The sequence below is a fragment of the Streptomyces chrestomyceticus JCM 4735 genome (assembly GCF_003865135.1).
GTDB classification, from domain to species: Bacteria; Actinomycetota; Actinomycetes; order Streptomycetales; family Streptomycetaceae; genus Streptomyces; species Streptomyces chrestomyceticus.
Map to the genome: position 1 here is coordinate 1,219,373 of NZ_BHZC01000001.1, position 12,911 is coordinate 1,232,283.

Here is a 12,911-nt window from a genome sequence, read left to right on the forward strand (position 1 = left end):
CCCGCCCTCAGCCGACGTATTCGACCTTCACCGGCGCGGTGTTGTTCTCCTGGTTGGGGTCGATCGCCGGGTCCGAGTCGGCGGAGACGCTGCCCTGCGCGCCCGGGACGCGCTTGTCGATGCGGGCCCGCAGGTAGGTGTTGCGGTCGAGGATTCCGTAGCAGCCCACCAGGCCGTTGCCCTGCGGGGCGCCGCAGTAGAAGTCTTCGCTCGGGTGGTCCCCCTCCTTGTTCGGCACCACGCTGACGCCTGCGGGCAGCTTCACCCGTATCATGCCGCCCTTGAAGTTCCGCGGGTAGGGCACCTGCGTGTCGACCACCTGGCCGATCTTGCCCTTGATGGTGAATCCGACGGCCTGGAGGTCGTTGATCTGGTTCGTGCTGAAGTCCAGGGTGCTGCCGGCCATCTCGGCCTTCCAGTACGCGGACGGGGTGAAGTCGTCCCCGCTGCCGTCGACGGGGCGCACGCCCAGCGGTCCGCCGGTTCCGCGCGGTGACGAGGCGGGCAGCAGGGTGTTGTCGAGGGGGTCGTGCGCCCGGAGCACGGTGTAGTGGACCTTGCCGTACATCGCGGTCTTGTCGACCACGGCCGTCAGCGGGCCGTCGGTCTCGACGGCTGCCCCGGCGGGCAGCGGGCCGGGCAGCTCGCACAGTGCCTTGGTGGGGGCGACGGCCTTGTCGTAGCGGCAGTTGCTGTACTGCGTGCGCAGCGTCGCTTCCTGCGCCGTCAGCAGCACGAGGAAACTGTCGTCGATCGCGGTGTCACCCTTGTTGCCGAAGGCGGGCGTCACCCGCAGTTCGGAACCGGGCTGCACCTCGGTGAGCGGCTTGTTCTGCCGGGCGGTCAGGACCGGCGCCCCCATGACGACGTGGGTGGTGTGCCGGACGGTGGGGGCGTTGGTGCTGGTCACGGTGATGTTCATGGCACCGACAGGGCCGAGCGCCGCACCCGGCTCCGGCAGCAGGCGGAACGGGGTGAACAGCGCGCCCTGCTGGATGTCGCCCAGCGCGCAGGTCATGACGGAGCCCGAGCGCTTGCAGTGGTAGCCCGTGTTCTCCCAGGCGACGCGTACCTTGCCCTTGAGGACGGCCAGGTCGATGTTCACCTTGACGTTCTTGACCGTCAGCGGCTCCCCGTTGGCGGCGCGTCCGGTCGCCTTCAGGCCGATCTCGTACTCGGTCGGTCTCGCGTCGGGCGCCGACTCCCGGTACTGCGGTATGTAGTACGTGTTCATGATGTGCTCGGCCTTGAGCTGCGCCCCCGCGGCCTGCGCGCCACCGGCTGCGGCCACCGGCGTCGCGCCGCCGAACGTCACCACCGTGCCGAGTGCCGTCAGCAGGGCTGCCGCCCCTGCCCCGGCCAGGCGCTGCCCCCGTGTACGTGCCATAGATCTTTTCATACGCGGTCAGACGTACTGGGATATCGGATGGTTGTAGACGTCGGACGGCGGCGCCGGAGCAGCGTACGTCCTCGACGTGCACACATCCGCCACCCTCCCGCAAGCAACCGGCCGGTATTCCATCGTTCGGGGGAATCGGCCCCGACCAGCGGCTGACGGCGGCTCGCCTTGTGCAACATCACGGCGTGAAGGGATCGCAACGTTTCCGCAGCCTCCAACCTGCGGTGCTTCTCTTACCGCTGTTGGTCGCACTCGCAGTGCTGTCGACGCCGGCCGGGGCGCGCGCAGCGCCCGTCCGGCCCATCGACGCATGCGCGAACGCCTGTACGGATACGGACGGGTCGGTGCGCGCGCACCCCGGCCGGCCGGCGCCACCGGGCTGGGAGTGGGTCTGTGAGCTCCCGACCGGCTGGCCGATGCCGCCGGGCTGGCGCTGGGACCTGTTCTGGTCCTGTCCGACACCGACGCCTACGCCGACGCCGACGCCGACCAAGCCGCCCACCTCCTCACCTACGCCGTCCCCCACGCCCACACAGTCCTCATCGCCCTCCCCCACGCCCCCACAGTCCCGTCCGCCGTCCGACCGCCCCTCGCCCTCCCCACCCCCTCGCGCCCGCAGCGCCGGTCGCCCGCTCCCTCCGTTCCCGGGCAGACGCCCGCGCCGTCCCGTTCCGCGCCCGGCGAATCCGCCGCTCCCCCGGCACCACCGGCCGACGAGCCCACGCCACCGAGCCCCACACCGACCACGACGCCGTCGGTGGCACTGCCCCGCACGTACGTCCCGTCTGCCCGGAAGCAGCACAACAGCCGGTCGACCGTCACGACCATGCTGCTGCTCACCGCGCCGGCCGTACTGGCCGCCGCCGCGCTGCGTCCCCGTTCGTCCCGCTCGTCCGGTGCGTCCGGGCGCCGTTCCTCGTAGGAGGCCACCTTGTCGGAATGGCTGGTCCTGGCCATCGCGATCGCCGCCGTCTGCGCCGTCGTGCTGACCATCACGGTCCTCAAGCAGCGCCGTATCGGGGAGGACGACGACCCATCCGAGACGCCCGACGTCATCGAGTACATGACGATGATGGTGGGGGTGGTCTACGCGATCGTCCTCGGCCTCGCCATCGCCGGGGTCTGGGAGGCCCGCGGCGCCGCCGGGGACACCGTACGGACCGAGGCGCAGGCCCTGCACGAGGTCAGCGAACGGGTGCGGGTCTACCCGGAGGCCACCCGGGACCGCATCCGGGCGGACGTCGACGCGTATGTCTCGTACGTCGTCCACAAGGAGTGGCCGGCCATGGCCGAGCGGGGGGAGGTCACCGAGCGGGGCGGTGAACTGCTGGACAAGGTACGGGCCGATGTGACCGACTACCGGCCGCGCGACGATTACGAGTCGCAGTCCTACCAGCCGCTGCTCGACCAGATCGCGGCGGCGGACGACGCCCGCAACGCGCGGGCGGACAGCATCGATCCGACCCTGCCGCCGGTGGTCTGGTTCGGCCTGATCACCGGAGCCGTGATCACCATCGGGCTGATCTTCACCCTCCAGATCCGCCGGTCGGCGCGCGAGTTGCTGATGGCCGCTCTCTTCAGCGCGCTGATCGCCTTCCTGCTCTTCCTCGTCTGGGACTTCGACGCGCCGTTCAGCCGGGGCATCACGACCGCCGCCGATCCGTTCACGGACCTCTTCCCGGATGTGTGAGGCATGCGCGAGGCACCCGTACGGGCGCCGGGGCCCGGGTAATTCCGGCGACGGCCGCGATCACCCCGTGCGACCATGCGCGCATGGCGAAGGAACTGCCGTTCACAGCAGCTCTGCGGGACCGACTCGGCCCGGCCCGTCACCCGGTGCGGCTGGGCAGCAGCCCGCGGTCCAGGGTGTGGCGGGTCGAGCTGAACGGCGTACCCGCGGTGGTCAAACAGGCCGTGGAAAGCGCGGACGCCGAGGAGCGGTACGCCCGTGAGGTGGCCGCGCTGCGGCTGGCCGCACGGGTGACGCCGCCCGTGGTGCCGCGGCTGCTCGGCACCGACCCGGACGAGCGGGTCCTGGTGCTGGAGCACGTCGAGCACCGGCGGCCGTCGCCCGACTGGGTGGTCGGCTACGCGGCGGCGCTGGCCCGCCTGCACGCGGCCACCGTGTCCGAACCGGCGGACGGCCTGCCCCTGCCCGCCTGGCGGGGCCCGGACGCCGCGGACATCGACTCCTTCCTGGCTCTCGCCGACCAGCTCGCGGTACCGGTGCCGGACGGGACGGACACCGAACTCAAGGCGCTGCTGCGTCGGCTCGGCGCCGCGCCCGGCGGCGCGCTGCTGCACGGCGACCCGTGCCCCGGCAACGACCTGCACACCCCGGACGGCATCCGGTTCATCGACTTCGAGCAGTCCTCCCTGGGCAACGGTCTCACCGAACTCGCCTATCTGCGCATGGGTTTCCCGACCTGCTGGTGCGTCACGGACACGCCCGGGCCGCTGCTGCGCGAGGCGGAAGCCGCGTACGGGGCGGCCTGGGAGGCGGCGGCCGGCGGCGCGCCGCCCGGTGATCTCGTCGACGCGTGCGCGGGCTGGCTGATCCGGGGCGACGCGCTGGTCCAGCGCGCCCACCGCGGTACCGCCGACCAGCTCGCCCGGCTCCCGGAGGAAGACTGGGAGTGGGGCACCGTCACCGCGCGGCAGCGGCTCGCGTACCGGCTCGGTGTCGTCGCCCGGCTCACCGCCGGCCGCGACGACCTGCACGGCCTCGGCCGTCTCGCCGGTGCGCTGCGCGAGCGGATGCTCGGCCGCTGGCCCGCCCTCACGACACCGCCCCGCGAGCGCCCCGAGGACGACTGACGGCCGTACGGGGAGCGGGCGTCGCGGCCTTCTCCGTGCGTTCGCACTGCCGCCTGTTCAGCGTCGCGTTCCTGTGCTTCGATGCTGCCGATCATCTGTTCGCGCAGGGGCGGCAGAGCGGCGGAGAGACCGGGGTGGACGGATGGACCGGCGGGGAATCCTGAAGGGGATGGCGGCGGTGTCGGCCGCGGGCGTGCTGGCGGGAGCCGGGGGCGGGCAGTCCGTCGCGGCACCGGCCGCCGGACGGGCGACCGGGCGGTCCCGGCGCGCCGCGTCCGTACAGGACTGGATGTCGGCCCTGCCGGACCGTACGGCGATGCAGCGGCTCTCCATACCGGGCACGCACGACTCCGGAGCGCGGTTCGGCGGCCCCTGGGTCGTCTGCCAGAACACCACCATCGCCCAGCAGTTGGACAGCGGCATCCGCTTCCTGGACATACGCTGCCGGGCCATCGACTCGGCCTTCGCGATCCATCACGGCGCGTTCTACCAGAACCTGATGTTCGGCGACGTGCTGGTGGCGTGCCGGGCGTTCCTCCAAGCGCATCCGTCGGAGACCGTGCTGATGCGCGTCAAGCAGGAGTACTCCGAGGAGAGCGCGGCGGAGTTCCGGCGGATCTTCGACATCTACCTGGACGGCAAGGGCTGGCGGTCGCTGTTCCGGCTGGACGGCACGCTGCCCTCCCTCGGGCAGGCCCGCGGCAAGGTCGTGCTGCTGGGCGACTCCGACGGGCTGCCGGGCGTGCGGTACGCCGATCCGCGCGTCTTCGACATCCAGGACGACTACATGGCCGAGCCGCTGCGCAAGTACCCGCTGATCGAGGGGCAGTTCCGCAAGGCCGTCAGGGAACCCGGCAAGCTGTTCATGAACTACGTGAGCACCGCCGCGCTGCTGCCCCCGCGTTCCAACGCGGACCGGCTCAACTCGCAGGTGAAGAACTTCCTGAACGGCGCGGAGGCGCGCGGGTGGACGGGGCTGGGCATCATCCCGATGGACTTCCCCAACGAAGCGGGCCTGGCCGAGACGCTGATCCGGCACAACACGGGAGTGTGATCATGCGGCTGCGACGACTCCCCCGCGGTCGCGGGCCGCGGCGCGCGGGCTGGGCGGGCCTGGCGCTGGCTCTGCTGCTGCCGTTCCTCGCGGTCCCGGCGACAGGGCAGCCCGCGTACGCGACGGACGGCCCCGCGAGCGACCCGGCGCGCAGCCAGACCCGCAACCCGGCCCGCGTCGTCGCCGAGGTACCGGTCGGCGACCGGATGCTCGACCTCGGTATCGCGTCCCCCTCGACCGACGCACCGGTGAAGTGGGTACGGCTGCTGCTGCCGAAGGGCTGGTCGAAGAACGCCTCCCGTACGTGGCCGGTGCTGTGGCTGCTGCACGGCGGTGGCGGCAACCACAAGGACTGGACCGCCAACACCCATGTCGAGCAACTGGCCGCCGACCGCGATGTCCTGGTCGTCATGCCGGAGACCAGCGGCTGCAGCAGTTACAGCAACTGGTACAACGGCGGGGCGTGGGGCTCCCCGGCCTGGGAGACCTACCTCCTCGACGAACTGCGCCCGCTGCTGGAGCGTGACTACCGGGCCGGCACGGCGCGGGCCGTCGCCGGTCTGTCGATGGGCGGGCTCGGCGCGCTGAAGTTCACCGCGGCGCGCCCCGGCATGTTCCGTGCCGCCGCCTCGTACAGCGGCGCCGTCCATCCGCTGTACCGGTCGCCCGACGGCGGCTTCTCCGGGCCGGACGCCGTCAAGCTGGGCGCGCTGACCTGCCTCGTGGACTGGAAGCGCCTCTGGGGCGAGCCGGGTCACCCGTTCGACACGGACGACCCGGCCGACCTGCGCCAGCAGTGGCTGTGGAAGCGCAACAGCCCGCTGGAGCAGGCGGCCTCGCTGCGCGGCACCCCGCTGTACCTGTCGTACGGGGACGGGACGACCGATGGCGGGCCGGGCTGGTCGTGGGGCGACGGCGACCGCCCGCCCACGCCGTCTCCCGCCCGCTGCACCGACCCGCCCGTGCACGGCACCCAGGACCCGGTCGAGCGGACGGTGTACGGAATGAACCAGGAGCTGCGCGGCAAGCTGGCCCAACTGGGTATCCCGGCGACCGTGTGCGCTTCCAAGGGCGGGCACACCTGGCCGTACTGGGAGCGTGAGCTGGTGGCGTCGTTCCCGATGCTGATGCGTGCGCTCGGCGCCTGAGCTGCGGAGCGGTGGCGGCGGGGCGGCGGGAACATCGCCCGGGAACCGTATGATCGGCTGGTGAGTACGACCGAGCGCGACCGCGCCCCGTGGTCCCAGGCCCCTGGCGGGCCGCGCAGACGCCGCCGGACCGCCGCCGCCCTCGGTCTGTGCGCCGCGCTGACCTTGACCTGCGCGGGCACGGTGCTGGCCGTACGCTCCTTCACCCACGGCGGCCATCTCGCCTCCGGCGACCCGGCCACGGGCTCGTACACCGAGGAAGCGGCCGACGGGGACGCGGCGGCCGGCGCGCTGCTCTCCGGCCCGTACACGGAACGCCCCGCTCCGCCTCGCGTCGCCACCCACGCGGCGGCGGGAGGGGCAGCGCAGTCCGTCGGAGCTGCCGCCGCCCCGCCTGCGAAGGCGGCCGGCCTGCCGGTCTCCCGCCCCCTCGAAGCCACCCCGGCCGCCGTCTCCCCCGCCGTCGGCCCGCTCTTCTCGCCGGGCGGCGACGGCGACGCCGACCACCACTGCACCGCGAGCGTGGTGCACTCCCCGGCAGGCGACCTGCTCGTCACCGCGGCGCACTGCGTCTACGACCGGGGCTTCCGTACGAACCTCGTCTTCGCGCCCGGGTACCACGACGGCGTCCTGCCGTACGGCGTGTGGGTGCCGGCCCGTATCGACGTCGATCCACGCTGGGCGGACGGCCACGACGACGCGCACGACGTGGCGTTCGTGCGGGTGCGCCGCCCGCACGGCAGCGGGCCCGGCGCGCAGCGGATCGAGGAGCTGACCGGCGCCGAGCGGATCCGCTTCGCCCCGCCCGCCGGCCTGCCGACCCGGACCGTCGGCTATCCCGACGACCGGGAGACGCCCGTCGGCTGCCAGAACACCACCACCGCGCTCCCCGGCCAGCTCCGTTTCGACTGCGCCGGATTCCCCAACGGGACCAGCGGCGGCCCGCTGCTCACCGGCATCGACCCGGACACCGGTCTGGGCACGGTGACCGGCGTCATCGGCGGCCTGGACGAGGGCGGCGACGACGCGACCTCGTACAGCAGTTGGTTCGGCCCGGACATCGCCGAACTGTACCGGCGCGCCACCGCGGAACGGGTCTGAGGCGGCGCGCCCGTACGCGCTACTTGCCGCGCGGCACCACGGTCTTGAGGACCTTCGGCAGCGGGTACCAGTCGGCGGTCGCGATGCTGCCGTGGGCGGCGGCGAGCTGGTTCAGCCGGGCGAGGGCCTGGGCCTCGGTCGGCCTGGTGCCGTCGATGACCGGGGGCACCTGGTGCGCGTCCGTCATGATCAGGAGGTAGTGGCGACTGTCGTACCAGGCGGTGTCCACGCCGTCCTTCAGGTACGTCGCGGCGTCGCCGTCGAAGACCACGAACCAGGGGCGCAGCGCCGCGTCGGCGTAGCGGGTGCGCGGGTCGCCCTTGGCGGCGCCGTGCACCGCGGGGAAGGCGGTGGACTGCGCGAGTTTGCCCTGGGCGGCGAGGTTCTTCAGGTGGATGGCGTACTCGCGGTCGGTCCACAGCTTGTCGAGGGGGTTCTTCTCCTCGACCGTGCCCGGTATGAGCTCGAAGAGGAACTTGCCGTTCAGCGCGGAGCGGGCGGGCCAGCCGTCCGCGCGTACGGCCTCGTCCAGGTCGCGGTGGCCGGCGGCCAGGTCGCCGGGCCCGTACACCGCGTCGCCGAGCTTGGCGCGGACCAGCGCGTCGAAGGCGGCCGGGCCCCGGCCGCCCTTGTCGTTGAAGCCGTCCTTCATCTCGACCTTGACCATGACGGGCCGGTGGCCGGGGTTGGCGTCGTGCCACGCCTTCATGTCGGCGAGGCAGCCGCCGAGGTCCTGGTCGCGCTTCTTGGTGCGCAGCTCGCCCGCTGTGGCGGCGTTGACGCAGTTGCTGTTGTTGCCGAACGGGTTGCTGTGCGAGACCCGCCATGACTTGCCGACCGCGTTGGTCCAGACGTCCAGTTCGACGAGGCCCGCGCCGGAGTCCAACGCGTCGGCGAAGTAAGGGTACTTGCTCTTCTCGTAGGCGTTGTGGACGCCGACGGACGTGGTGGCTCCGTACGATCCGGCGGGCTGTGCCGCGCCGGCCGGGCTCCCGGCCGCCAGCACCACCGCCGCGGCGACCGCCGCCGCTCCCGCGCACCGTGTTCTGCTCATGGGCCCCCGCTTTCACTCCACTGGCCCCGGCAGCCCCCTGTGGCTCCGGAATTACCAGCCCCTCCGGTCGAAGCAGCAGCGTACGGGAGTTGACGGGTGGTCCGGCCACCGGGTGGGTACGCGGGCCGGGAAACGCCGTTACGGACGAGCAAACCAGGACGGGAGGAAGATGTACGGCATCGTGGACACCGTGGACACACCTCTGCACGACACGACGTCCGGGAGGCGGTCATGAGCGGCGAGCGCGCCCGCGTCCGGGCCCTGCTGGAGACCTACGGCCGGACCTATGCCGACGAGGCCGGAATCCGCCTGAAGGACACACCGCAGCCGCTGTACCAGCTATTGGTGCTCTCCTGCCTGCTCAGCGCCCGCATCCAGGCGAACATCGCGGTGGCGGCGAGCCGCGCGCTGTCCGACGCGGGACTTCGGACCGCGCGGCGGATGAAGGACGCGACCTGGCAGCAGCGGGTGGACGCCCTCGGCGAGGGCGGATACCGGCGCTACGACGAACGCACCGCGACCCAACTGGGCGACGGCGCGGAGCTGTTGCTCGACTCGTACGGCGGCGACCCGCGGCGGATACGGGACGCGGCGGACGGCGACACGGACCGGCTGCGCAAGCTGCTGCGCGAGGTCCCCGGCCTCGGGCCGGCCGGCGTCGACATCTTCCTGCGGGAAGCCCAGGCCGTGTGGCCCGAGCTGAAGCCGCACCTGGACGCCAAGGCACTGCAGGGCGCGGAGCGCGTCGGACTGCCGACCGCACCCGACGCGCTGCTCAAGGCCGCCGGGAAGGAGACGGAGCCCGCCGTGCTGGCGGCGGCGCTGGTGCGTGCGGCGCTCGACAAGAAGGGTGCGGAGGAGATCCGTAAGGCGAAGTGAGGGACCGCGTCCGGCAGCCCCGCACAGAGCGGGGCTGCCGGATCGCAAGGGTCACGGTGTCGAGGTGAGCAGCCCCCTGGCCGTCGCCGCGATCGCCTGGGCGTCGATGCCCGCCGCGCGCAACTGCTCCTCCGGGGACGCCGACCCGGGCATGGTGCGGACCGCGAGCCGGGCCAGGCGCGGTACGGGGCGGCCGTCGGTGAAGGCGTCCAGCACCGCGTCGCCGAGGCCGCCCTCGGGGTGGTGGTCCTCCACCGTGATGATCCGCCCGGTGACGTCGGCGGCCTCCCGCAGCGTCGGCAGGTCCACCGGCTTGAGGGAGTACAGGTCGATGACGCGGGCGGGCACGCCCTCCTCGGCCAGCGTGTCGGCGGCGGCCAGCGCCTCGTGGACGGTGACCCCGGCGGCCACCAGGGTGACCCGGTCCTCAGGGGTGGCCCGCAGCGTCTTGCTGCCGCCGATCGGGAATTCCTCCCCCGGCCCGTAGATGACGGGGCTCTCGCCGCGGGACGTGCGCAGGTAGCGGATGCCGCTCGCGTCGGCCATGGCGGCGGTCAGGCGGGCCGCCTGGTTGGCGTCGCACGGGTACAGCACGGTGCTGCCGTGCACGGCACGGAACGCGGCCAGGTCCTCCAGGCCCATCTGCGAGGGGCCGTCCTCGCCGATGGCGACGCCCGCGTGCGATCCGACGAGGTTGAGGTCGGCCCGGCTGACCGCGGCCATCCGGACGAAGTCGTAGGCGCGGCTGAGGAACGCGGCGAAGGTGGTGGCGTACGGCACCCAGCCGCGCACCTGCATGCCGACCGCGGCGGCCACCATCTGCTGCTCGGCGATGTAGCACTGGAAGTACCGGTCGGGGTGGGCGTCGCCGAACATCTGGGCGCGGGTGGAGTCGCCGACCTCGCCGTCCAGCGCCACCACGTCCTCGCGGGCCGCGCCGAGCGCGGCGAGCGCCTCGCCGAAGGCGTTGCGGGTGGCGACGGAGTCACCGACCTTGTAGTCCGGCAGTTCGGGCGTGCCGCCGCCGGTCCGCGGGCGCGGCGCGGCCTCGCGCGGCGGCTGCACCCTCACGTGCAGGTCACGGACGCCGCCCAGCTCCTCGATCGCCTCCGCGGCGTCCTTGAGCGGCTTGCCGTGCTTGCCTTCCTGGTCGGCCACCTCGCGTACGCCCTGGCCCTTGCGGGTCTTCGCGATGATCGCGGTGGGCCGGTCCGTGGTGGCGGCCGCCTCGGCGTACGCGCGGTCCACGGCGGCCACGTCGTGGCCGTCCACCTCGATGGTGTGCCAGTCGAAGGACCGGATACGGCGGGCGTAGGCGTCCAGGTCCCAGCCGTGCCGGGTGGCGCCGCGCTGGCCGAGCCGGTTCACGTCGATGATCGCGGTGAGGTTGGCCAGCTTCTCGTACCCGGCGTGCTCGAACGCCTCCCACATCGAGCCCTCGGCCATCTCGCTGTCGCCGCACACCACCCATACGCGGTACGGGACGCGGTCGAGGTCGCGGCCCGCCAGCGCGACACCGACACCGAAGGGCAGGCCCTGGCCGAGCGAGCCGGTGGCCACGTCCACCCACGGGATGCGCGGGGTGGGGTGCCCCTCCAGCAGGCTGCCGTTCTTGCGGAAGGTCAGCAGTTGCTCGTCGGTGAGGGCCCCGGGCGCCTTGCCCATGGCGTACACCAGGGGCGAGGCGTGTCCCTTGGAGAAGATCAGGTGGTCGTTGCCGGGGTTCTCGGGGTCGTCGAAGTCGTAGCGCAGATGGGCGTCGAGCAGGACGGCGGCCAGGTCGGCCGCGGACATCGAGGAGGTCGGGTGGCCGGAGCCGGCGGCGTCGGCGGCGCGTACGGAGTCGACGCGGAGCTGCTGTCCCAGCTCGCGCAGCCGGTCGTACCGGGCGTCGGTGTCCGGAGTGTTCTGCGTGGTCATCAGGTTCCTTCCGCTTTTCGGGGCCCGTCGGGCCGCTGTCCGGCCGCCTCGGGCCGGTCCTTCGGGCCGGTGTTCTCCCCCGGTCCCCCCGATCCCCCCGGTTTCCCCGTTTTGCCGGATTCACCCGGCGCTGTCGGCTCGTCCACCGGTATGCGGGCCAGCTCCGGCGCCGCCGTGTCCAGCGGCACCGACCAGGAGCGCACCAGGCCGAGCTGGACGCCCTGGCGCGGCAGGGCCGCGTCCAGCAGCCAGTCGGCGGCGACCCGGACCCGGTTGCCGGGCATCGCCATCAGGTGGTAGCCGCGGGTCACGGCGTTGGCGACGGGGCCGGACAGCGGGACGTGCAGCGGGTTGGCGGCGGCCTGCACCCCGCCGAGGTCGACCATGAAGCCCAGGTCGTGGTGTTTGTAGGCGCGCGGCTCGCCCTGCCCGTAGGAGGCGGCGACGTTGTGGGCCGCGACCTTGCCCTGGCGCTGCGCGTGCTGGGCGGTCATCGGCGTCGTCTCGCCCGGCCGGGTCAGGTCCGGTACGGCGGCGGCGTCGCCGCAGGCGAGCACCTCGGGGTGGCCGGGTACGGCGAGGAACTCGTCCACGCACAGCCGGCCGCGTTCGGTGGGCAGCCCCAGCGACTCGACCAGCGGGTCCGGCCGGACGCCGACGCACCAGATCAGCGAGCGGGTGTCGACGGACGTGCCGTCGTCCAGGAGGACCCCCTCGGCGGTGGCCTCCTTGACGGAGGTCTTGGTACGGATCTCGACGCCGCGTTTGCTGAGCACCCGGTGCGCGGTGCGCGACAGTCGGTGGTCCAGTTCGGGCAGCACCCGGTCGGCGAGGTCCAGCAGGATCCAGCGGGGCTGCGGCTCGCCGCGCAGCCCGGCGTTGCGGCGGGCCAGCGACCGGGTGAACGTCACGCCGTGCGCGGCGACTTCGGTCCCGGTGTAGCCCGCGCCGACCACCACGAAGGTCGTCCGGGCAGCCCGCTCGGCCGGGTCCTCGGCGGCGCCCGCCAGCTCGATCTGGCGGGTCATGTGGTCCCGCAGGTACAGCGCCTCGGGCATGCCGCGGAAGCCGTGCGCGTGCTCGGCGACGCCCGGGACGGGCAGCAGCTTGTTGACGCTGCCGACGGTCAGTACGAGCCGGTCGTAGCCGAGCGAGCCGGTGCGGCCCTCCGGGTCGGTGTACTCCACCCGGCGGCGGTCCAGGTCGACGCCGCCGACCTGGCCGAGCACCAGCCGGACGTCCGGGAGGGTGCCGGTCAGCGACACCGAGACCCGGCGCGGCTCCAGGATTCCGGCGGACACCTCGGGCAGCAACGGCAGATAGAGGAAGTAGTCGTTGGGGTTGATCAGCACGATCTCCGCGGCACCGCGGGCCTTCTTGGCGAGCGTGCGGGCGCATTCGTACCCGGCGAAGCCCGCCCCCACGATCACCACGCGCGGCCGCCTCCCGTTACGGGCCTCCGCCACCATCTGCGTCTCCTCTCACCTCGGGGTCCTGCCCTGATCGGCCCGGGTGCCCGCATTCCGCGCGGGTATGTAC

Annotated in this window: 11 protein-coding genes; 7 read left to right on the plus strand and 4 right to left on the minus strand. The window is 72.9% G+C overall.

Going from position 1 to position 12,911, the window contains the following annotated elements; all coding sequences use genetic code 11:
- Nucleotides 1-7: 7 nt before the first annotated feature.
- Nucleotides 8-1,387 carry a hypothetical protein gene (locus EJG53_RS04970; protein ID WP_125043806.1) on the minus strand — a complete coding sequence of 460 codons (1,380 nt, stop codon included), beginning with the start codon at nucleotides 1,385-1,387 and terminating at the stop codon, nucleotides 8-10.
- A gap of 769 nt (nucleotides 1,388-2,156) precedes the next feature.
- On the opposite strand from EJG53_RS04970, the gene EJG53_RS40575 reads away from it, so the two are divergent.
- The 6 genes from EJG53_RS40575 (at nucleotide 2,157) to EJG53_RS05000 (ending at nucleotide 7,519) form a co-directional block, all read left to right on the plus strand.
- Nucleotides 2,157-2,321, plus strand: a complete 165-nt coding sequence (locus EJG53_RS40575) for a hypothetical protein (RefSeq protein ID WP_154806359.1) — start codon at nucleotides 2,157-2,159, stop codon at nucleotides 2,319-2,321.
- A 9-nt stretch (nucleotides 2,322-2,330) separates the two neighbouring features.
- Nucleotides 2,331-3,089 (plus strand): bestrophin-like domain, encoded by a 759-nt coding sequence (locus tag EJG53_RS04980; protein WP_125043808.1) that lies wholly within the window; start codon nucleotides 2,331-2,333, stop codon nucleotides 3,087-3,089.
- An 83-nt stretch (nucleotides 3,090-3,172) separates the two neighbouring features.
- Nucleotides 3,173-4,216 carry a phosphotransferase family protein gene (locus tag EJG53_RS04985; RefSeq protein WP_125043809.1) on the plus strand — a complete coding sequence of 348 codons (1,044 nt, stop codon included), beginning with the start codon at nucleotides 3,173-3,175 and terminating at the stop codon, nucleotides 4,214-4,216.
- 142 nt (nucleotides 4,217-4,358) lie between these two features.
- A complete protein-coding gene (locus EJG53_RS04990; RefSeq protein WP_125043810.1) occupies nucleotides 4,359-5,270 on the plus strand; it encodes a phosphatidylinositol-specific phospholipase C in 912 nt (303 codons plus the stop codon).
- Between the two features lie 2 nt (nucleotides 5,271-5,272).
- Complete coding sequence (locus EJG53_RS04995) at nucleotides 5,273-6,418, plus strand: alpha/beta hydrolase (protein ID WP_125043811.1); 1,146 nt, start codon at nucleotides 5,273-5,275, stop codon at nucleotides 6,416-6,418.
- A 60-nt stretch (nucleotides 6,419-6,478) separates the two neighbouring features.
- Complete coding sequence (locus EJG53_RS05000) at nucleotides 6,479-7,519, plus strand: trypsin-like serine peptidase (protein WP_244954983.1); 1,041 nt, start codon at nucleotides 6,479-6,481, stop codon at nucleotides 7,517-7,519.
- Nucleotides 7,520-7,538: 19 nt separating this feature from the next.
- Here the strand turns inward: EJG53_RS05000 and EJG53_RS05005 are convergent, their stop codons facing one another.
- Nucleotides 7,539-8,573 (minus strand): phosphatidylinositol-specific phospholipase C domain-containing protein, encoded by a 1,035-nt coding sequence (locus EJG53_RS05005; RefSeq protein WP_125043813.1) that lies wholly within the window; start codon nucleotides 8,571-8,573, stop codon nucleotides 7,539-7,541.
- 231 nt (nucleotides 8,574-8,804) lie between these two features.
- On the opposite strand from EJG53_RS05005, the gene EJG53_RS05010 reads away from it, so the two are divergent.
- Entirely contained in the window at nucleotides 8,805-9,452 is a 648-nt protein-coding gene (locus EJG53_RS05010; RefSeq protein WP_125043814.1) for an HhH-GDP family DNA glycosylase, read from the plus strand.
- Between the two features lie 51 nt (nucleotides 9,453-9,503).
- On the opposite strand, the gene EJG53_RS05015 is transcribed toward EJG53_RS05010, so the two are convergent.
- Together EJG53_RS05015 and EJG53_RS05020 are read right to left on the minus strand one after the other, a co-directional pair.
- Nucleotides 9,504-11,372, minus strand: coding sequence for a transketolase (locus EJG53_RS05015; RefSeq protein ID WP_125043815.1), 1,869 nt, complete (start codon nucleotides 11,370-11,372; stop codon nucleotides 9,504-9,506).
- Nucleotides 11,372-12,841, minus strand: a complete 1,470-nt coding sequence (locus tag EJG53_RS05020; protein WP_244954984.1) for an NAD(P)/FAD-dependent oxidoreductase — start codon at nucleotides 12,839-12,841, stop codon at nucleotides 11,372-11,374. The genes EJG53_RS05015 and EJG53_RS05020 overlap by 1 nt, the downstream gene beginning before the upstream one ends.
- Between the last annotated feature and the right edge of the window lie 70 nt (nucleotides 12,842-12,911).